Annotated in this window: 17 protein-coding genes; 2 read left to right on the forward strand and 15 right to left on the reverse strand. The window is 39.1% G+C overall.

All coding sequences use genetic code 11. The features are described from left to right. Positions 1–26: 26 nt before the first annotated feature. From HQN83_RS22835 to HQN83_RS22870, 8 genes are read right to left on the reverse strand one after another with little or no spacing between them, the layout of a single operon-like run. On the reverse strand, positions 27–1,268 hold the full coding sequence (locus tag HQN83_RS22835) for a nucleoside permease (protein ID WP_173093695.1): 1,242 nt from the start codon (positions 1,266–1,268) through the stop codon (positions 27–29). A gap of 32 nt (positions 1,269–1,300) precedes the next feature. Next, the gene (locus HQN83_RS22840; RefSeq protein WP_173093696.1) at positions 1,301–1,996 is read right to left on the reverse strand and encodes a 3-keto-disaccharide hydrolase; all 696 of its coding nucleotides are present in this window, start codon (positions 1,994–1,996) and stop codon (positions 1,301–1,303) included. Between the two features lie 27 nt (positions 1,997–2,023). Beyond that, positions 2,024–3,481, reverse strand: a complete 1,458-nt coding sequence (locus HQN83_RS22845; RefSeq protein ID WP_173093697.1) for a Gfo/Idh/MocA family protein — start codon at positions 3,479–3,481, stop codon at positions 2,024–2,026. A gap of 26 nt (positions 3,482–3,507) precedes the next feature. Further along, positions 3,508–3,996: a c-type cytochrome gene (locus HQN83_RS22850; RefSeq protein WP_173093699.1), complete on the reverse strand. Its 489-nt coding sequence runs from the start codon at positions 3,994–3,996 to the stop codon at positions 3,508–3,510. Positions 3,997–4,012: 16 nt separating this feature from the next. After that, on the reverse strand, positions 4,013–5,065 hold the full coding sequence (locus HQN83_RS22855) for a sugar phosphate isomerase/epimerase family protein (protein WP_173093701.1): 1,053 nt from the start codon (positions 5,063–5,065) through the stop codon (positions 4,013–4,015). Between the two features lie 9 nt (positions 5,066–5,074). Beyond that, the gene (locus HQN83_RS22860) at positions 5,075–6,235 is read right to left on the reverse strand and encodes a Gfo/Idh/MocA family protein (RefSeq protein WP_173093703.1); all 1,161 of its coding nucleotides are present in this window, start codon (positions 6,233–6,235) and stop codon (positions 5,075–5,077) included. Next, positions 6,235–7,938: a GMC oxidoreductase gene (locus HQN83_RS22865; protein WP_173093705.1), complete on the reverse strand. Its 1,704-nt coding sequence runs from the start codon at positions 7,936–7,938 to the stop codon at positions 6,235–6,237. Before HQN83_RS22865 ends, HQN83_RS22860 begins: the two co-directional genes overlap by 1 nt. Positions 7,939–7,956: 18 nt before the next feature. After that, positions 7,957–8,604: a gluconate 2-dehydrogenase subunit 3 family protein gene (locus HQN83_RS22870; RefSeq protein ID WP_173093707.1), complete on the reverse strand. Its 648-nt coding sequence runs from the start codon at positions 8,602–8,604 to the stop codon at positions 7,957–7,959. A gap of 267 nt (positions 8,605–8,871) precedes the next feature. Between HQN83_RS22870 and HQN83_RS22875 the strand changes: the two genes are divergently transcribed. Continuing rightward, positions 8,872–9,816, forward strand: coding sequence for an NAD-dependent epimerase/dehydratase family protein (locus tag HQN83_RS22875; RefSeq protein ID WP_173093709.1), 945 nt, complete (start codon positions 8,872–8,874; stop codon positions 9,814–9,816). 278 nt (positions 9,817–10,094) lie between these two features. Continuing rightward, a complete protein-coding gene (locus HQN83_RS22880; protein WP_173093711.1) occupies positions 10,095–10,823 on the forward strand; it encodes a YebC/PmpR family DNA-binding transcriptional regulator in 729 nt (242 codons plus the stop codon). Positions 10,824–10,844: 21 nt separating this feature from the next. On the opposite strand, the gene HQN83_RS22885 is transcribed toward HQN83_RS22880, so the two are convergent. The 7 genes from HQN83_RS22885 to HQN83_RS22915 all read right to left on the reverse strand — a co-directional run bounded on the left by HQN83_RS22885 (position 10,845) and on the right by HQN83_RS22915 (position 20,591). Next, entirely contained in the window at positions 10,845–11,627 is a 783-nt protein-coding gene (locus HQN83_RS22885) for a carboxylesterase family protein (protein ID WP_173093713.1), read from the reverse strand. 166 nt (positions 11,628–11,793) lie between these two features. Then, positions 11,794–14,091 (reverse strand): beta-glucosidase BglX, encoded by a 2,298-nt coding sequence (gene bglX / locus HQN83_RS22890; protein ID WP_173093715.1) that lies wholly within the window; start codon positions 14,089–14,091, stop codon positions 11,794–11,796. 4 nt (positions 14,092–14,095) lie between these two features. Then, entirely contained in the window at positions 14,096–14,758 is a 663-nt protein-coding gene (locus tag HQN83_RS22895) for a GDSL-type esterase/lipase family protein (protein WP_173093717.1), read from the reverse strand. Between the two features lie 11 nt (positions 14,759–14,769). Continuing rightward, positions 14,770–16,518 carry a family 43 glycosylhydrolase gene (locus HQN83_RS22900; protein ID WP_217277456.1) on the reverse strand — a complete coding sequence of 583 codons (1,749 nt, stop codon included), beginning with the start codon at positions 16,516–16,518 and terminating at the stop codon, positions 14,770–14,772. Between the two features lie 3 nt (positions 16,519–16,521). Further along, a complete protein-coding gene (locus HQN83_RS22905) occupies positions 16,522–17,877 on the reverse strand; it encodes a glucoamylase family protein (RefSeq protein WP_217277457.1) in 1,356 nt (451 codons plus the stop codon). 51 nt (positions 17,878–17,928) lie between these two features. Next, positions 17,929–19,590: a glucoamylase family protein gene (locus tag HQN83_RS22910; protein WP_173093719.1), complete on the reverse strand. Its 1,662-nt coding sequence runs from the start codon at positions 19,588–19,590 to the stop codon at positions 17,929–17,931. A 71-nt stretch (positions 19,591–19,661) separates the two neighbouring features. Continuing rightward, positions 19,662–20,591, reverse strand: coding sequence for a LamG domain-containing protein (locus HQN83_RS22915; RefSeq protein ID WP_173093721.1), 930 nt, complete (start codon positions 20,589–20,591; stop codon positions 19,662–19,664). Positions 20,592–20,602: the final 11 nt, after the last annotated feature.

The following is a 20,602-nucleotide window of genomic DNA, read 5'->3' on the forward strand; positions in this document are numbered from 1 at the left end:
CTAAGTTTTGATTTGGTTCAAATAGATTAATGGGCAATTGCTTCCTCTTCAATTTTCTTTTTGTCATTGAAGGTTAAAGCAAACAATAAGAAAACTACCAATGCAATACCTGATGGGATTAGCCATACCATTTTCCAGTCGGCAGCACCATTAGCACCTTTGTAGGTATCTGTAATCCAACCTGCAACTTCAAATCCGATAAGCATACCCACACCATATGTAGCTAAGGTAATTAATCCCTGAGCAGCACTTTTATATCTTTCACCAGCTTTTGAGTTGGTGTAGATCTGTCCTGATACAAAGAAGAAATCATAGCAAATACCGTGTAAAGCAATACCAATTAAGATCATAAAGCTAAGCTCTCCTGCATTTCCGTAGGCAAATAACAAATACCTAACAGACCATGCAAGCATACCCACAAGGATAGTTTTCTTAAATCCGTATTTCTTAAAGAAGAAAGGAATTAGTAGTAAAAACAACGCTTCTGAAATCTGGCCTATAGCCATTTTACCTGTTGGTCCTTCAACACCGATATTAGATAAGAAAGGGTGCGCATTTTGATAATAGAATGCCAGAGGGATACAAATAAGGATAGCAGAAACGAAAAATATAGCAAAGTTTTTGTCCTTTAACAGTTTCAATGCGTCAAGACCTAAGATGTCACTGATTTTTACCTTTTCACCTGCAGCCACTTTTGGTGGAGTTTTAGGTAGCGTGAAACTAAATAAGCCTAAAGCTAATGAAGCAATACCAGCCATAAGGAATGTGTTTTTCAATAAACCTGCAGATAAAGCTTCAGGTGAATCCCAAACAAACAAATAACTAATAATTAATCCGGCAGCGATCCAGCCTATAGTTCCAAAGATTCTAATATTAGCAAACTCTTTTTCAGGATCTTTCATTTGATTAAATGAAACTGAATTTACCAAAGCAAGTGTTGGCATATAAAGAATCATGTAGCCTAATACGTAAGGATAAAAAACAGAGATATCTGTAGCAGTATACATTTGATACATCAATGCAGCTCCAAGTAGGTGTAAAACACCAAGGATTTTTTCAGCATTAAAAAACCTATCAGCAATTAAGCCAATAATAAAAGGAGCTACAATAGCTCCCCATGATTGGGTAGAAAAAACAGCGGCAGTTTCTGAACCGGAAGCAGAAAGATTCTTGTCCAGAAAAGTACCTAAGGTAACAAACCATGATCCCCAGATAAAAAATTCCAGGAACATCATGATTGAAAGTTTGACACGATTAGTCGTATTCATATTGGGTTTTTGTTAATCTTTAAAAGTATAAATTACAGTTCTTTAATCACAATGTTACGGTACCAAACAGCATCACCATGATCCTGAAGTGCTATTTTTCCTGATTTGAAGGTTCCAAAACCGTCCCATCCACCAAATTTACTTTTTGATACCAGATTTTTCCAATTTTCATCCCAAAGCGTAGTAGTTACTACTTTAACGCCATTAAGCTTTAATTCAAGGGCTCCGTTGTTACTGATTACTTCAGCTGTATTCCATTCTCCAACAGGTTTTACCGGTTCAGAGCTACTTTTAACAAGATCATACAAATCTCCCGCTCTATGCTTGGTTATTTTTCCGTCCGGGTGACCGTCGTTATCTAAAACCTGCATTTCTAAACCTGTACTGTAAGTAGCACCATATTTTTTAGGGTCTTCATGTACATAGAAAATAATACCGCTATTAGATTTCGGAGCTACCTTCCATTCCAGTTTTAAGTGAAAGTTACTGTATTCCTTATCCGTTACTAAATCACCCCCACCTTCATTTTCTCCTTTAGGATCAAAATGAAGTGTACCGTTTTCTATTTTCCATTTACTGCCGGCGGTTGTTTTTCCATATGTGTGCCATCCGGAAGTGGTTTTACCATCAAATAGCTTGGTAAAACCTTTTGTACCTTTTTGACTTTTCGTGCTACTGCAGCTCATTATTGTAGTTAAGATAAGCGCAGAGAAAATGTATTTTTTCATTATATGTTTTAAAATGTTCTTTATTTATTATGCTCCCAATGTCCAGCCTTTGCGATATTCACGTTTCACGTATTGGTTCACATCATCCAGGTTAGTAACCTTCATCTGGTCATTATCCCAAAGTAATTTAATGTTACGACCAGGGTATGAGATTTTTCCTTCACTGTTTTTACGTTGAACATCAACACCACGAATAGCAAGATTTGCCATTAATAAAGCTTCAGTAAGTGGTCCTGCAATTTCAAAAGGAGAGCTTACTTCTTGTTTGCCATAACCGGCAATAGCAGCTTCAACCCATTGTTTGTAGTGACCATTTGCTCCACCTTGTACACGAGCAAATTTTTGTGCTACCTTGATGTCTTTGTTTTTGGTTAATGGAAGTAATTTTGGATTTGCGCTATAAGTTTCGCACATCATTTTACCTTTTGTACCAACAAATAAGGTTCCGTTACCTCCGTCTCCAAAGGTTTCGTTTGCCTGTAATTCTTCTGGTCTTTCAGGTTGAATACCACCATCCATCCAATGTACAGTAACATCACCCTTGGTTTTAGTCGTTTTAGGGAATTTTAAGGTTACATGGCTTGATGGAGGACAGCTATCAGGGAAATATCCTCTTTTAAACTCATCCACATATACAGAACCAACACTAGCTTGAACTTCGCTCGCATATTTTAAATTCAAAACACTGAACGGAGCTTCAAGCAAGTGGCAGCCCATATCACCAAGTGCACCAGTACCGTAATCCCACCAGCCACGCCAGTTAAACGGAACCAATTTATCTACATAGTCTTTGTATGGAGCAGTACCTAACCAAAGATCCCAATCAAGATCTGATGGTACCTGAGCTTTGTTAGCCGACCATGGAATACCCTGAGGCCATACCGGACGATCTGTCCATGCATAAACCGTGTGTACATCTCCAATCAATCCTGCATCATACCATTCTTTCATTTGTCTGGGCCCATCGTTAGATGCACCCTGATTTCCCATTTGGGTAACCACTTTATATTTTTTGGCAGCAGCTGTTAAAGCTCTTGCCTCATAAATATCATGAGTTAAGGGTTTTTGCACATACACATGCTTACCTAATTGCATCGCTGCAAGGGCAATAATGGCATGGTTATGATCTGGAGTAGAAACAGAAACAGCATCAAAATTTTTAGCTTCTTTATCCATCAACTCACGCCAGTCTCTGTAATATTTAGCTTTAGGGAAAGCTTTTACACTTGCTGCAGCTCTTGAATCATGCACGTCGCATAAGAAACCGATATCGGCCTTTCCGCTTTTTGCAAATTCAGCAATATCAGACTGACCTTTTCCGCCTGCACCAATTCCTGCTACAATTAACCTGTCGCTAGGAGCTAAAAATCCTTTTCCACCCAAAACATGACGCGGAACTATCATAAATGCAGAGGCAGCAATAGCTGATGTTTTTAGAAAACTACGTCTGTTTGTAGCATTCTGATCTTTTTTTGTTTCTTCCATGGTTCTATTTGGTTAGGTAGGTTGAATTATTTTTTAAGTGATAAAATATATTTTACCATTTCTTTTGCATCGTCTTTACTCAATCCCGGGTGAGGAGTCATTGGAATTGCACCCCAAACACCTTGTCCACCAGCAATGATTTTATCAGCAAGGTGCTCAATGTTTTCGTCAGTTGCAGGGTATTTACCAGCAACGTTCACGTAAGCAGGACCAACAAGTTTTTGCGTTTTACTGTGACATGCTAAACAGTCAGATTTACCCAGTAGTGCTTCGCCCTTCATTTTTGCAGCTGGAGCAGCTGGTGCTTCAACAGCCGGAGCAGCTTCTTTTGTCTCAGTTGAAGCAGCCGGTGGTGCCTCAACAGTTACGGTTGCTTTTGCTGACGTGTCTGTTGTAGCATGCGTTGCAGTAGAAGCAGAATCTGCAGCTTTATTTGCAGCAGCTCTTTCTTCCGGACTTGCACATGAGGCCATAAAGAGTGCTAAACAGCCTAAACCTAATAGTGTTCTTTTCATTGTTGTGTTGTATTAATTATAAACCTAAAATTCTATTATTGAAGTCATCATCACCTCCAGAAGCAGCGAAATCATCGAATGCTTTGTTGGTTACTTTAATGATATTCTTTTTAATGAATTCAGCACCTTCTCTGGCGCCAACTTCAGCATCCTTAATGCAGCATTCCCATTCCATTACAGCCCATCCTTTGTAATCATACTGCGCAAGTTTACTAAATATGGTTTTGAAATCTACTTGTCCATCACCAGGAGAACGATACCTTCCGGCACGGTTTGCCCAGCTTTGGTAACCACCAAATGTTCCTTGTTTACCTGTAGCATTAAATTCAGAATCTTTAACATGGAATGCTTTTATACGCTCATGATAAAAATCGATATACTGGATATAATCAAGTTGTTGTAATACAAAGTGAGATGGATCGTAAAGTAAGCAGGCACGTGGGTGATTGTTTACTTTTTCAAGGAACATCTCATAAGTGATTCCATCAAAAAGATCTTCTCCCGGGTGTATTTCGTAACAAACATCTACACCACAAGTATCAAATTCATTTAATATTGGAGTCCACCTTTTTGCAAGCTCAGTAAAAGCAGCGTCTACTAATCCTTCCGGGCGTTGAGGCCATGGGTGGAACATATGCCATAGTAGTGAACCACTAAAAGTAGCATGTGCATTTAAACCAAGATTTTGAGAAGCTTTTGCAGCATATTTTAATTGCTGCACAGCCCATTCAGTTCTAGCTTTAGGATTGTTTTTATACTGCTCAGGAGCAAAAGCATCAAAAGCAAGGTCATATGCCGGATGTACCGCAACTAACTGACCTTGTAAGTGAGTTGATAGTTCAGTGATTTCCAATCCGTATGATCTAACCTTTCCGGTTAATTCATCAGCATAGGTTTTGCTTTCTGCTGCTTTTTGAAGGTCAATAAACCTTGCGTCAAGCGTGGGTACCTGGATACCCTTAAAGCCTAAGCCAGCCGCCCACTCACAAATAGCATCTAAAGAATTAAATGGAGCCTCGTCACCAATAAATTGGGCAAGAAAAACTCCGGGGCCTTTAAGTGTCGTCATGATGTTTCTTTATATTTTAAAATCCGACCATTTTTGATCTGACTGGCTAGAAGCCACTACGGTGTCAATAAATGCCATACCTCTTACACCATCTTCCACTTTAGGGAAATCAAGCATAGCTTCGGTAGGGGTTGTTCCATGAATTTTTGCAGAAACAGTTAATGCAAAATTTCTGTAGATATTAGCAAATGCCTCTAAGTAACCTTCTGGGTGACCGCCCGGTACACGAGTGTTGTGTTTAGCTATATCAGAAAGGTAAGCCTGACCAGCACGATAAATTTGTGCAGGCTCGTTAAGCCATTTTAAAGTAAGGGTATTAGGTTCTTGTTGATTCCATTCTAAACCGCCTTTTTCACCATACACTCTAATTTTTAATGCATTTTCTTCACCTGCAGCAACCTGAGATGCAACCAATACACCATTTGCTCCATTGTCGAATTTAAGCAAAACGTTTCCATCATCATCAAGACCTCTGCCTTCAACAACAATGTTCAAATCAGCACATAATTTAGTGATTTTAGCACCAGAAATATATTCAGCTAATTGAGCAGCGTGAGTACCTATATCACCCATGCAACCGCTTTTTCCACTTTTCTTAGGGTCTGTACGCCAAGCAGCGCCAGCATTTCCTTCTCTTTCAGTAAGTGTACTTAACCAACCTTGAGGATATTCAACTAATACTTTTCTGATAGCACCTAGTTTTCCCTCTTTAACCATTTGTTTGGCTTGTTTTACCATAGGGTAGCCAGAGTAGGTATGAGTTAAGCATAAAATCAAACCTGTCTCTTCTACTTTTTGTTGAAGCAATTTAGCTTCTTCAAGAGATAAAGCGATTGGTTTTTCAATTACTACGTTAAACCCATGATCTAATGCCATCATTGCAGGAGCAAAGTGAGCAAAATTTGGGGTAACAATCGTTACAAAGTCAATACGTTTGTCGGCGGGCAATTTACTTTCCTTTTCAATCATCTCCTCAAAGTTCATATAAACCCTGTCTTCCGGTAGGAATAACATCTCGCCAGATTCTTTGGCGATTTCCGGGTTAATACTCAATGCTCCGCAGCAAAATTCTACCTGGCCGTCAATGTTAGCGGCAATACGATGAACTGCACCGATAAACGCGTCTTTACCGCCGCCTACCATGCCCATTCTAATTTTTCTTGTTTTCATTAAATGTTACCTTTTTTTAATTCACTAACAGCAAAATCACAAGCTCTTGCTGTTAAAGCCATATATGTTAATGATGGATTCTGACATGCAGCTGAAGTCATGCAAGAACCGTCTGTTACAAATACATTTTTTACCTCATGCATCTGATTCCATTTGTTTAATACTGAAGTTTTTGGATCATGTCCCATACGGGCAGTTCCCATTTCGTGTATAGCCATACCCGGAGCAGATCCATTGTCATAAGTGTTTACGTCTTTAATTCCTGATGCCTCAAGCATTTCTGCAGCATCATTCATCATGTCAACACGCATTTTTTGTTCGTTATCTTTAAATTCGCAATCAATAGCCAATACAGGTTGACCCCATTTGTCTTTCTTGCTTTTGTCTATATATACACGGTTTTCGAAATATGGAAGAGATTCGCCGAAACCTCCCAATCCCATGCTCCATGCACCAGGTGTAGTCATTTGATCTTTAAATTCTGCACCAAATGCCATTTCAGCAACATCGGCATGCCAGTTGCCTCTGCTTGCACCACCCTGATAACCAAAGCCCCTTACATAGTCACGTTTATCATTGCCCATGTTTCTATATCTAGGGATATAGATTCCATTAGCCCTGCGTCCATAAGTGTATTTATCGTCAAAACCTTCCGCTCTTCCCGAAGCACCACAACGGAAGTGATGATCCATTAAGTTGTGGCCCAACTGTCCGCTGCCATTACCTAATCCTTCAGGGAATTCGGCAGATGTAGAGTTAAGTAATAGGAAAGTAGATCCTAAAGTAGATCCATTTACAAAAACGATCTTTGCAAAATATTCTATAGTTTCTTTTGTTTCAGAATCAATTACTACAACACCTTTTGCTTTTTGAGTTTCTTTATCATAGATAATGGTATTTACCAACGAGAAAGGACGTAAAGTGAGATTGCCTGTTGCCACCGCAGCAGGTAGGGTAGATGATTGAGTACTGAAATAAGCTCCAAACGGACAGCCTCTGCTACAAAGATCACGGTATTGGCAAGATCCTCTTCCTCCATGAGGAACAGTTAAATTGGCTGTGCGGCCAATTGTCATGATTCTCGACTTTTTCCACTTATCTTCAATACGTTTCTTTACATCTTTCTCAACACAGTTCATCTCCATTGGAGGCAAAAAATGCCCGTCAGGTAATGCCGGCCAGCCCTCTACTTGTCCACTGATACCTGCAAATTTCTCTACATAATCGTACCACGGAGCAAGGTCTTTATATCTGATAGGCCAGTCTACACCATGACCGTCTTTAAGGTTGTCTTCAAAGTTAAGGTCACTAAAACGATAGCTCTGTCTGCCCCACATTAATGACTTTCCACCTACGTGGAATCCACGGTACCAATCGAAACGTTTAATTTCTGTGTATGGGCATTCAAGGTCATTAACCCAATAGCTCTCATTAAATTCCGAGTATGGGTAATCTCTTTTTTGTACCGGATGTGTTTCTTTTTGCGCTTCCGTTATTCTGCCACGGTGTTCAAATTCCCATGGCTTTTTGGTAGCTGTAGTATAATCTTTTATGTGCTCAATGTTTCTTCCTCTTTCAAGTAATAAAACTTTTAAGCCCTTTTCTGTTAGTTCCTTTGCTGCCCAACCGCCGCTAATTCCCGATCCTACAACAATGGCATCATATGTATTATTAGCTGTCGCTTTAGTATTTAAATTGCTCATTTTAATGCTATAAAAGGTTTATGCCCAAACTTTTTGACCTGGTTTTAAATCCACGCAACCATCATAACGGCCAGGGATTTCAACGAAAGCCTTTGCTTTAGTTGCTCCAATCTCAGAAGTGAAATAACCTAGTAAGGTTAAATCTCTGATGATAGAGAAGAAACGTGGTTCTGTTTTCGGCTTTTCCTTCGGTAGGATTGATGCAAAACCTTTTTGTTTTGCTGCATCTGCTTCTTTTTGCTTATCAAGAGTTTCTTGCTCTGCTTTGGTAGCGGCAATAGTCTCTTCTCTAAGTTTGCTCAGCAATTGTGTGCGTTGCTCAGGAGAAATCTCCAGGAAAGATTTTTTAAACTGGTCTTTAGATTGTTTTTCAAGATCATCTAAGCCTTTTACGAATGCATTTTGAGCATCCTCAGGATAACAATCTTTTACCATTAATGCGATAAATGGGCCCACACCCGCCGCCTTTGCACCTGGCGAACTTGTGGTAGGAATAATGATGTCGGCAACTTCGGTAATCAGCTTAAGCTGGTCATCGGCAAATAAGTTGCCTTTGGTTTTAGTAGATGGTGAGTTGCAACTATCAAGAAATACTCCTATCGTAGTTGCAGATAAAGCTCCTCCCATTAGGAAGGCCATATTCCTCACTGCTTCTCGTCTGTCCATATTTGGCGGTTTAGGTGTTTTGGTGTATTCTAAGTGTGTTTTGTTTTGTAATATTAAGAAAAAATAAATAGTTAGTGTTCTAAATACACAATTAAAGTAAATATATAATGTTTTTGTTACTTAATAAAGGCAGTTTTAAAATTAACGAAAATCCATCTCTTTGAGTATCTGTATTTAGGGTTTTAGGCAAGTGAAAATGGTTATTGCAGTAAACATTTTTGAATAGGATTGTTCAATTATTTACTTTTGTCAAAATCCAAGTCAGTCATGGCAGAGAAAATAGTAGTATTAGGTTCTAACGGTCAGATAGGCACTGAGCTGGTAACGGCTCTACGCAAAGTGTATGGAGAGTCAAATGTAGTTGCCTGCGATATTCGCCGACCCGACTATGATATCAAAAACTCCGGGCCTTTTGAATTTGTAAATGTTCTGGAAAAAGATACTTTGAAGTCTATTTTTCAGAGGTATAAACCTACGCAGGTTTATTTGCTGGCGGCATTATTGTCGGCCACAGGAGAGCAAAACCCTAAGCTTGCCTGGGATCTAAATATGAATGGATTACTTAATATTTTAGATCTGGCAATTACCTATCAAACGGCAAAAGTTTACTGGCCAAGTTCTATCGCTGTGTTTGGGCCAAATTCACCTAAAGACAATACACCTCAGTTTTGTGTAATGGATCCTAACACGGTTTACGGAATTAGTAAACTTGCAGGAGAGCGCTGGTGCGAATATTATCACCAAAAATATAATTTAGATGTGCGCAGTATTCGCTATCCCGGTTTAATAAGCTGGAAGGCTGCACCGGGTGGAGGAACTACAGATTATGCTATTCACATTTTTCATGATGCATTAAAAAAAGGTACTTACGCATCATTTTTAAATGCTGCAACAGAGTTGCCAATGATGTATATGGATGATGCAATCCGTGGAACAATAGAATTGATGGATGCCGATGCTTCAAAAATTACGATTCGCTCCAGCTATAATTTTGCAGGAGTAAGTTTTACACCCGAGATTTTAGCGGCTGAGATCAGAAAACATATTCCAGAATTTACATTAACTTACGCCGAAAATGACCCTCGCCAAAATATAGCAGATAGCTGGCCTAGATCTATTGACGATAGTTATGCAGTGAAAGAATGGGGATGGAAGCCAGAGTTTAATCTTGAAAGGCTTGCAATAGAAATGATTAATAATTTAAAAAAATAAATATAAATTTAGTGCGCTTATTGATACCGTGTGTATATCTGGTGTCCCGCTTCCGTTATTCTCACCCCTTGTTTCCGTCATCCTGAATTTATTTCAGGATCTCGCAAGAGAAAAGCGGATTTGTAGGTGCGGGGTCCTGAAATAAATTCAGGATGACGGATTTGATTTAGGATGGTGAGTTTGCTTCAAGATGACGGATTTGACTAGAACCTTAACCAGTGGTTTTGAACTAGGATACGGTAAATAAAGAGCCTAAGAAATAAATAACAACAAAAAAAATGGGAAGAGCATTTGAGTTCAGAAAAGAAAGAAAATTTAAACGTTGGGCCAAAATGGCCGTACAATTTACCAGGATAGGTAAAGATATCGTGATGGCGGTAAAAGATGCTGGGCCTCATCCCGAAACAAATTCACGCTTACGTACTGCAATGCAAAATGCTAAAGCGGTAAATATGCCAAAAGACCGTGTAGAGGCTGCTATTAAAAGGGCTTCTGATAAAAGCATGGCCAATTATGAAGAGATTGTTTATGAAGGTTATGCACCACATGGTGTAGCTGTACTGGTTGAGACGGCTACTGATAACACCAACAGAACAGTTGCGAATGTGCGTAGCTATTTCAATAAAACAAATGGCACTTTAGGTAAAACAGGCTCACTGGATTTTGTGTTTAACAGAAAATCAATATTCAGATTTGTTCCTCCTGAGAACCTTGATTTGGAAGAACTGGAGTTTGAATTGATTGATGCCGGACTGGAAGAACTTTATGTGGAGGCTGATGAAGAGGGTAATGATATTGCGGTAGCACAAGGTCCTTTTGAAAACTTTGGAACGCTGCAAAAAGCATTGGAAGAAAAAGGCCTCGAATTAAAAAGTGCTAAACTGGAACGTATCGCTTTATCTAGTCATGAAGTGACCGAAGAACAGGCTGCAGATGTACTGAAACTAATAGATAAACTGGAAGAGGACGATGACGTTCAAGCAGTTTATCACAATATGGCAGAATAAATTCTGCCATATAAAAACCCATTATTTCTGGTTAGATAATAACCATGGCAACAGTTCAGGCTCTGCAAAGGCAGAGTCCCAACTGTTGTGATTCGCTTCAGGATACAATGTTATTTTTGGAGTTTGTCCCAATACTTTTAATTGATCCGCAATTGAAGTAGATAGTACTACAGGTACTACATCATCTTTTTCTCCATGAAAAATCCATAGGGGAACTTTTTTATACTTCTGAACATTGGCTATGTTGTCTCCTCCGCAAATAGAAAAAGCGGCGGCAAATGTTTTGCGTTTACGTCTTAACAATTCGTAAGTACCCATACCTCCCATAGATAGGCCACCTATGTAAACCTTTTTGTTGTCAACATAAGGTTTATCCAAAAAGTTATCTATCATGCCTAGCAGTGCATGCATGGCTTTCGTCGGTTTACCTCCGGTTTCAAAATTAAATTCTCGCTTGGAACCATCATTGCTTTCAAATTTAACGTTTGCCCAAAAGCTATCATTGCTACACTGAGGGAATACGACTATAGCGGGGAACTTTTTACGAACACTTTCTTTTAAAAACAACTTACCACCATGAGTTAGCTGTTTCTCATTGTCGTTGCCTCTTTCTCCACTTCCATGTAAAACGAACAGGATTGGGTATTTCTTATTTGCATCAAAATTCTCAGGAAACAGAACTCTATAGGAAATGCTATCCTTCCCTTTAATAAAACTCCCCGATTCATACTTCTTGAAATCTTGCGCTTTACTATTCAAACCAAATAGCAAAACCATAAGCGTGGTTAATTTAATCCTGTTCATGATACTAAACTATGAAATTTTATAGGTTTTGGAGAATGGGATTGTATTTGAAAAAGACTTATTTATGTATTTTTTATGGGTATTATAGGAGTTTTGTAGGACTATTTGTCCTTTAATAGTCCTACAAAACTCCTATAATACCCTATTCTTACTCGATTGATAATAGTTATCTTAATCTAAACTGACTCGTTTTTACATCTCTTGAATTTGTGCCGATAAACACTTTAAAATCTCCAGGTTCTGCTACAAATTTCAAATCAGAGTTAAAGAATTTCAAGTCATCTACAGTAATTTTGAAAGTAACTGTTTTGCTCTCCCCAGCTTTTAAGCTGATCTTTTCAAAATGCTTTAGTTCTTTAACCGGACGGGTAGAACTACCAACAAGATCTCTGATGTAAAACTGAACTACTTCTTTTCCTTCTCTAGTTCCTGTATTTTTTACCTCAACACTTGCGTTGATGGTTTCGCCAGCTTTAAAGCTGCTCTTATCTAGTTTTATATCACTATAATCAAAGGTGGTATAGCTCAGTCCATAACCAAAAGGATACAAAGGATCATTGCTCACATCGATGTAATTAGAGCGGAATTTAGAAAACCATTTGCCATCTTCTAACGGACGGCCAGTATTTTTATGACTATAGTACAAAGGTATTTGACCAACATTCTGAGGGAAAGTAGCAGTCAGTTTTCCTGAAGGATTGACATCACCAAATAATACATCAGTAATGGCTTTTGCCGCTTCTGTACCACCAAACCAAACATTAAGTATTGCCGGAACATTTTGGTTCTCCCAGTTTAAAACTAATGGACGGCCAGTAAATAGAACCAATACAACAGGTTTTCCTGTTTTAAGTAAAGCTTGTAGTAAACGTTTTTGAACCTGTGGAATTTCCAAATCGGTACGGCTAGAGCTTTCTCCACTCATTTCTGAGCTTTCACCAAGAGCAGCAATAACAACATCAGCTTGTTTAGCTATATCAACAGCTTCTTTGATCACTTCTTCTTCCGGACGATTGTCTCTTGGAATATCACGACCAAACATAGTAGCTCTTTTTTGATACTCTTCGTCGGCTAATAAGTTAGAACCTAAACTGTGTAATATTTTAACGTCTGAACCCAAATTAGCTTTCATTCCATCTAAAAGAGACGAAGTATTGGCTAAATCACTATTTACACTCCAGGTACCAGGCATATTAGAACCTGTATTAGCCAAAGGCCCAATTAAAGCAACTGTACCCGTTTTTTTAAGGGGCAATGTTTGATTGTCGTTTTTTAACAATACGAATGATTGAGTTGCAGCTTCACGAGCAAATTGTAAATTCTCTGGTTTAAGTATTTCTGTTTTTGCACGCTCCTCGTTGCAGTAACGGTAAGGATCTTCAAATAAACCCAGCTTATATTTAGCTTCTAACACAAGGCGACAAGCATTATCAATTTGTTGTGTTTTTACTTTTCCTTCCTGTACCGATTTTTTTAGGGTAGTTAAAAATCCTTCTCCAACCATATCCATATCAACACCTGCGTTTAATGATAAAGCAGATACAGCTTGCAAATCACCCAAGCCATGATCTATTAGTTCATTTACGGCAGTGTAGTCGGTAACTACGAAACCTTTAAAACCCCATTGTTTACGCAATAAATCAGTCATTAACCACTTGTTAGCAGTGGCAGGCACACCATTTATATCATTAAACGAAGTCATCACACTTCCGGCACCAGCATCAATAGCAGCTTTGTAAGGAGGAAGGTATTCGTTATACATTCTGTCCAAACTCATGTCTGTAGTGTTGTAATCTCTTCCAGCTTCAGCTGCACCATATAAAGCAAAGTGTTTTACACAAGCCATCATGGTGTTGTATTTAGAAAGATCATCTCCCTGATAACCTTTAATCATAGCCTTGGCAATTTGGCTGCCCAAATAAGTATCCTCTCCTGATCCTTCAGAGATTCTTCCCCAACGAGGGTCTCTTGAAATATCAACCATTGGAGAGAAAGTCCAGTTTAAGCCATCAGCAGTGGCTTCAATAGCGGCTATACGGGCTGTTTTTTGTATCAACGACATATCCCAGGTACAAGACAATGCCAATGGAATGGGGAAGGTAGTTTTATATCCGTGGATCACATCCTGCCCAAAAATGATAGGAATTTTAAGCCTGCTCTGATTTACAGCAATCTCTTGTGCCTTACGGATTTTTTGCGGTGTTGTAAAGCTAAACATACCACCTACCTGGCCTTTCTTTATCTTACTTTCAACATCTGTACTTACTACCGATCCTGTGGTTGCTTCACCACCGGTTAGTAAATTAAGTTGACCTATCTTTTCATCTAAAGTCATTTTAGATAATAGATTACTGATAAAAGCATTCATCTTTTGATCAGGAGCGGAAACTTTGGTTTTCTGTTGTGCAAATGTTGTACTGGTACAGAAAAATATAGATAAGAATAGTAAGTGCGATATTTTCATAGTATTATTTCTTTAAATAGGGTGTTATTTCCTTTATCCAGATGGCATACCCTTCTGGTTTCATGTGTAGCATGTCATCCACAAACAGTTCCGGCCTTGGAGCACCATTGCTATCCAGCATTTTTGAGTTTACATCTATAAAGCGGGCATTTTTTTGCTTGCCGATGTAATCTTTTATCCTGGTGTTTGCTTTATTTACATTGTCTGCAAACTTTGCCCTTGATGGACTTAGTTTCATAGAAATGTAGATGATGTTTGCCTTTGGAAGACCTTTGCGTAGGTTAGTATAAAAGGTGATAAACCTGTTATAAGTTTGCTCTGCGTTAGCTCCTTCGGCTATGTCATTTTCTCCACTATAAATTACCACCTGCTTAGGTTTGTAAGCGAATACAAGTTCGTTGATGTACTCATTAGCCTGCTCAAGTGTTGAACCGCCAAAGCCACGGTTAATAGCATGGTAATCTTTGAAAACGGTTTCCAGATCATCCCACCTTGTAAACGAAGAGCTGCCCACAAATACAACTTTGTTTTTAGCGGGCATTGATAGGCTATCCTGATGTTTAAATTTCTGGATATCATTCCAGAAAGGTCTATTCTGGGCAAATGAGTTAACAGACAGACTTACCAGTAATACAAAAAGCAGGCGGAAATAGAAGTGATGTTTCATAATGTGTTTTTCTAATTAACTTTTGCAACCTCTGTTCTTGGAGCGACTCCGCTCTCATTAATTGCTTCAATGCTAAAATAGTAAGTTTTATTTTTGTCCATCCCTTTATACCAGTATTCATTGGTATTATGTATCATAATGCAATTGTAAAGCTTGTCGGGTTCAGTGCCTATGTAGATGTTGTAAGCATAAGCATCTTCTACAGGAGCCCATTTTAACCAGGCACTGCGCTTATCTTTTTCAGTTCTTAGTACCACAAAGTCTTTGACGCTTTTTGGCGCCGACTGGTTTCCATTACCGAAAACCCTTAAACCGCTAATGGCGAATTTACCGGTAGGCATATGTATGTTTTCCAGTTTTACGTATCGTGCTTTAACGGGCTGTTCCAGCTCAACATAATCATGAGGAACATCAGTTTTGTTGGCGCTTTTGTCCTTTAAAATTTTCCATTTAACACCATCAGTAGAGTACCAAAGTTTGTATTGATGATAAATGTCTAGTCGCTTACCAAGAAATTCAGCATCCTGATCTGCGTAGTTAATCTGTACTGCATTTACAGTCGACACGTTGCCAAGGTCTGTTTGAATCCATTCGCCTTTATCCGCTGTTTTTGCACTCCAATAAGTCTTAATGCTTTCATCAACAGCATTATTTGCATAGAATGATCCAAGTGTTGATGATACGGTTACAGGCTTGTTGTAGTTTAATAACATCCATCCTGTAAAGCCACTTTTTAAATGATCCTGAGCTTCGGTAGGTAAATAATGAGGATAATCGCCGAAGGCAGCATCCATATACATTACGTCGTCTTTATCAAATCCGGCTGGCCAGATACCCAAACGGCGTTCAAAGTTGTTTTTTACTGAGATGGCAATGGTAGAAACATGCCAGTAATTGTTCCACTTATCCTGATAAGTAGCACCATGACCTGCACCACGGGCAAAGCCACCAGGTTTCCATGAAAAAGGTGTCGACTGATGTTCAAATGGCCCCAATGGGGTAGGTCCAACTGCTACGCCATCTGCATAACCACTAAATTCTGTTCCCGGAGCACCATATTGAAGGTAATATTTGCTATTGTGTTTTGTTACCCATGCACCTTCCATAAAAGGATCTAAAAAGGTGTTGTCTAAATACTCGCCAAACCTCTGCCATCCAAAACGCTCTGGATTTAACAGAAGGAGCTCTTTACGAGTGCCAATTGGCGCAAATGTTTTACGGTTTAGTTCAATTCCATATAGAGGATAGCTGTTGCTACTACCATTGTACATGTATAGCTTGCCGTCGTCATCAACAAAATGAGCCGGGTCCCATCCACCAATTTCAAACTCGTGAACAGCTTCTTTCCATTCATTCTTTTTAGGATCTGTACTCATCCAGATTGGAAAGTTTTTAGAATAAGTAGATCCAAAAACAAGCATGGTGTCGCCTTGTACCCATACTGATGGGGCGCAAAGATCATCATAAACCTTATGTTCTGGCCTTAAGAAGTTTTTAGAAACAAACTTCCAGTTATTCATATCGCTGCTCCACCAATAACCCCATTGATTGGTAGAGAACAAATAATAATCCCCTTTGTAAGTAACAATAACCGGATCGGCTGTGGCCCTGTGTTTTCCTTGGGTAGCAAAATTAGGAATAGGAGTATAGCCATAATCCAGGTTAATTGGATTACAATAAGTAAGTTGTTTTTTTTGAGCAAATGCCCCAATGCTTAGAAAAAGCATCAGGAACATCGCTGTATATTTTTGCTTCGCCATCACCTACAAATTAGGACTTGTGAATCCTAGGGTTTTAAGACCTCTTTTTACATCCGGACTGCTCATGAATAGTTTCCATAACAAACCGCTGCGGTAGTTTTCAATCATCACAATGATTGGCCCCTGATCTATAGCAAGGTTAGATTTAGCATACCAGTCTTTGTCTTCACTAAACGCATCAATAAAGCCATATTCGCCCCAAAGCTTATCGCCTTTTTCAAAGTAGAAATGTTTTAAAGCTTCCATAGAATATTCTGGAGTATAAGGGAAAGCTGATAAAGCTGCGGTTGGCGAAATCACACCAAGATCTTCTGTTGGCGAGTGAGCAGCATATCCAACCCAACTGTCGCTGGCAGTTAAGCCCCAGCTATTAGTACCATAACCCTTAAATTTTTTAGGGTTTTCTATACAATAGGCTCTGTTAATAAGCGTGTGGTTTTTGTTTTGCTCCCAATAGTCGGCATTATTGTCTTTTAAACCACGTGGGTCTAACCCCATAAAAGAGTAGTGTGAAAAGAATAACGGACCTCCGTAATCAAAGCCCAATGGCAATGTGATGTCGTTAAATTTACGGCCATTAAAGAAAGTATTGTTGTTGGCAAATCCATCATCGTAAACGCGTTTGTTGATTGGGTATTTTGGAGATGCAGCTGCCATCACATAAGTGATTAAGCATTCGTTCCATCCTTTAATCTGATGGTTCATACTCCATCCATTATTAGGGCTCCAGTGCCAGTAAAGAACGTTTTGGTTTTGAGTAAACCAATTCCATTCAATGCCTTCCCACATCCAAAGTATTTTATTTCTAATGTCGCTTTCGACTGGATTATCTGCAGTATAATATTGACGGGCAGTTAATAAACCTTGAAACAGTAATGAAGTTTCAACGATATCTGCGCCATCATCTTTTGGGCTAAAGCGGATTACTTTTCCGGTTTCTCCGTTTAACCAGTGAGGGAAAGCACCATGAAACATATCTGCTTTCCATAAAAAGTCTACTATTTTTTTTGTGCGTTCGGCAGCTTGTTCACGAGTGATGAATTTACGCTCGGCAGCTACTATCATAGCCATAACACCAAAGCCGGTACCACCCGTTGTAACCACTTCTGAGCCATAGTCAAAAGAAATGTTACTACGTTCGCGTGCCATACCGCTAACCGGATGTCCAAAATCCCAGAAGTATCTAAAAGTTTGTTTTTGTACCAGATCTAGCAACTGATCATCGGTAAGGTTTTTTTTAATGGAGAGTTCTGGTTTAATCAGCACTTTAGCTTTGTCACTTTGCTGAGCCGAAATCTTCGAAGTTGAAGATAGCATGAAAAAAGAGAGGAGGACTGCGATTAAGTGTGTAGTTTTCATAATAAAGGGTTTCATTTGAGTGTTATCTCGTTTTTGTGTTTCAATATTTTATTAGAGGTTCGGACTAGTAAAGCCTAGGCTCTTCATTCCTGTTTTTACTTCCGGACAGCTCATAAATAAGTTCCATAATAACTTAGTTCTGTAATTTTCGATCATTACTATAATTGGACCCTGATCTATTGCCAAGGTAGAATCGGCAAACCATTGTTGTTGCAGGGAGAAGGCATCAACAAAACCGTATTCCTTGAAAATTTTATCGCCTAGTTTATAGTAGTAAAATTTAAGTGCTTGCATAGATTCAACGGGAGTATATGGGAATGATGCTAATGCTCCTGTTGGCGCAATAACCCCTCTGTCATTGTTTGGTGAACTAGCAGTATAACCCGATGGAATATCGCTGGCAGTTAAGCCCCAGCAGTTTTCTCCATAGCCATAATAGTTTAATGGATTTGCTTTACAATAGTTGTAATTGATTAAAGCATGTGCTTTATTTTGTACTTCATAATTGGCGTAAGCATCCGATAAGCCTGTTGGATTTATACCTAGGAAAGAATAATGCGCAAAAAACAATGGGCCTCCATTGGCTTCGCCCAATGGTAATTGGATTCCGAAATAGCTTTTTCCATTTTTCATACCTCCGTTTTGTGCCCATCCGTTGTCATAAACTGATTTCGGAATTGAGTGCGTAGGAGAGGAGGCTGCCAGAACATAGGTAATAAGAGATTCATTCCATCCGCGAATAGGAAGGTTCATATCCCAATTGTAATTAGGGCTCCAATGCCAGTATAAGACATCGCTATTATCTTTTCGGTACCAATCCCATTCTACAGCATTGTAAAGCGCATTGATATCTGTACGCAAGGTAGACTCCGCTACATCAGCACCATTAAAGTATTGCCTTGCGGTTAGTAATCCCTGCATAAGGAGTGAGGTTTCTACTAAATCTCCACCATTGTCTTTTTGACTAAATGGAATAACTGTTCCTGTACTGCCATCAAGCCAGTGCGGATAAACACCATGAAAGCGATTGGCAGTTTTTAGAAAGTTAACGATCTTTTGTGTTCTTGCTAACCCTTCAGCTCTTGTTATAAAGTTTCTGCTAACCCCGGTAACTAGTGCCATCACTCCAAATCCGGTTCCTCCAGTAGTTACAGTATTTCCCGAACTGTTTCTTTCGCGCGCCATTCCACTTTCGGGGTGGCCAAAGTCGTAAAAGTATTTAAAGGTTTGTTGTTGAACTTTAGTTAGTAACTCGTCGTCGGTAATTCTCGGAAACTTATCTGAATCGTCGATGCCGGTATTAAAATTAATGCTCACAGCGGTTTCGAGACTGCCACCCTGAGTAGATTTTAGTGTAGTTGCTATTGATATATTGTAGGCTTTTATACCTGATAAATTCGATGTTGGTTTAATAACAACAGTATTGTTGTTTTCGATAGTGGCCGAAAAGGGAATTCCAGCGCCTGAACTTTCATTAAAAAGTATGTTAGTCGCTAAATCAGTAGAGCTGATGCTTTCTGAGAAAGCAATTTTAACAACTGGATTCACCTCAATATTGTTGAACGATCCGGTTGTTGAAGACTTGCCGTCTATACTAATTGATGTATGCTGGAAAGCCTTGATATTATTTTTTGGGGGTACAACAGTAGAATTTTTCTTACAGCTTACCAGTAAAAATAGAAATGGATAAAAAAGGAGTAAGTGTTTTTTCATAATTTTCAGAGATACTGATCAGGTGTAAAACAATCACCATTATTTTTTAATGGTGATTGTTGTGGTAAACTTTATCGTCCTTGACTTTCTAACTTAAACAAGGCAGAAACCTGTTGAGGAGTCAATGCTTTTTTATAGATACGCATTTCATCTAATTTGCCGGTATAGGTAAGCATCCATGGTTCAGCACCTCCATAAGGAGCACCTAATTGATTTTGGTAACCACCTATCACAAATTTAGCAGGGTTTTTAAAGGCCAATGCTCCAAGTGGAGTTGTGTCATTGGCTTTTCTGTCTGTTCTGTTTACTATAGCACCTGCATTATTCTCATCAATAGTTATACGTTGTCCATTGGCATAATACGCAACCTTTGATGTAGTTTCGTCATAAGTATAAGTAATTTGTCTCCATGCGCCGTACATGTTATCTGGCCTAAGTGCTTCTGGTAAATCTAACCACTGTTCAACGTTATTTATTGGCGGAGTAACATTTTTCTCAAAATGTAGTTTAGTAAGCATTTTGTCAGACGACGAATTATTTCCTTCGATGATAACAAAGAAATTGCCCCAGAATGAGCCGTCCTCTTTACTTAATGCAAAAACTCCTTGCGCCCCTCCATCATGTTTTTGAGTATTTATCCAAAAGGAAACGGTAAAACTTGTAAGGGCTCCAACAGCACCAGGATTTGCATAAGAGATAAATGCTCCATTTGCACCTTGATACGCTTTTCCTTTACGTCCTTCTGTGAAAGTTCCCGATCCTTTTATTGCTCCTCCAGTAACGGTAGCTTGTTTGTCATCCACGTTATCTTCGAAAGGGAAGTATGCTACGAGACTGGCGGGTTCTATTTCTGAGGAATTAACAAATCCACCTTCCACAGGAGGTGGGTCTCCGGGAGTAAAGTCATCATCTTTTTCTGCTTTGGTACATTGTACCAAACTGAAACTTATTGCTAATGCTAAGCACCATAGAGCGCTTGCAGATATTTTAGTATTTTTCATAACTCGCTATA

Source organism: Pedobacter foliorum (genome assembly GCF_013266735.1).
GTDB lineage: Bacteria > Bacteroidota > Bacteroidia > Sphingobacteriales > Sphingobacteriaceae > Pedobacter > Pedobacter foliorum.

Excerpts from the sequence above, each read along its gene's own strand:
- HQN83_RS22835 (WP_173093695.1), bottom strand. The coding sequence starts at position 1,268 with ATGAATACGACTAATCGTGTCAAACTTTCAATCATGATGTTCCTGGAA.
- HQN83_RS22840 (WP_173093696.1), bottom strand. The coding sequence starts at position 1,996 with ATGAAAAAATACATTTTCTCTGCGCTTATCTTAACTACAATAATGAGC.
- HQN83_RS22845 (WP_173093697.1), bottom strand. The coding sequence starts at position 3,481 with ATGGAAGAAACAAAAAAAGATCAGAATGCTACAAACAGACGTAGTTTT.
- HQN83_RS22850 (WP_173093699.1), bottom strand. The coding sequence starts at position 3,996 with ATGAAAAGAACACTATTAGGTTTAGGCTGTTTAGCACTCTTTATGGCC.
- HQN83_RS22855 (WP_173093701.1), bottom strand. The coding sequence starts at position 5,065 with ATGACGACACTTAAAGGCCCCGGAGTTTTTCTTGCCCAATTTATTGGT.
- HQN83_RS22860 (WP_173093703.1), bottom strand. The coding sequence starts at position 6,235 with ATGAAAACAAGAAAAATTAGAATGGGCATGGTAGGCGGCGGTAAAGAC.
- HQN83_RS22865 (WP_173093705.1), bottom strand. The coding sequence starts at position 7,938 with ATGAGCAATTTAAATACTAAAGCGACAGCTAATAATACATATGATGCC.
- HQN83_RS22870 (WP_173093707.1), bottom strand. The coding sequence starts at position 8,604 with ATGGACAGACGAGAAGCAGTGAGGAATATGGCCTTCCTAATGGGAGGA.
- HQN83_RS22875 (WP_173093709.1), top strand. The coding sequence starts at position 8,872 with ATGGCAGAGAAAATAGTAGTATTAGGTTCTAACGGTCAGATAGGCACT.
- HQN83_RS22880 (WP_173093711.1), top strand. The coding sequence starts at position 10,095 with ATGGGAAGAGCATTTGAGTTCAGAAAAGAAAGAAAATTTAAACGTTGG.
- HQN83_RS22885 (WP_173093713.1), bottom strand. The coding sequence starts at position 11,627 with ATGAACAGGATTAAATTAACCACGCTTATGGTTTTGCTATTTGGTTTG.
- bglX (WP_173093715.1), bottom strand. The coding sequence starts at position 14,091 with ATGAAAATATCGCACTTACTATTCTTATCTATATTTTTCTGTACCAGT.
- HQN83_RS22895 (WP_173093717.1), bottom strand. The coding sequence starts at position 14,758 with ATGAAACATCACTTCTATTTCCGCCTGCTTTTTGTATTACTGGTAAGT.
- HQN83_RS22900 (WP_217277456.1), bottom strand. The coding sequence starts at position 16,518 with ATGGCGAAGCAAAAATATACAGCGATGTTCCTGATGCTTTTTCTAAGC.
- HQN83_RS22905 (WP_217277457.1), bottom strand. The coding sequence starts at position 17,877 with ATGAAAACTACACACTTAATCGCAGTCCTCCTCTCTTTTTTCATGCTA.
- HQN83_RS22910 (WP_173093719.1), bottom strand. The coding sequence starts at position 19,590 with ATGAAAAAACACTTACTCCTTTTTTATCCATTTCTATTTTTACTGGTA.
- HQN83_RS22915 (WP_173093721.1), bottom strand. The coding sequence starts at position 20,591 with ATGAAAAATACTAAAATATCTGCAAGCGCTCTATGGTGCTTAGCATTA.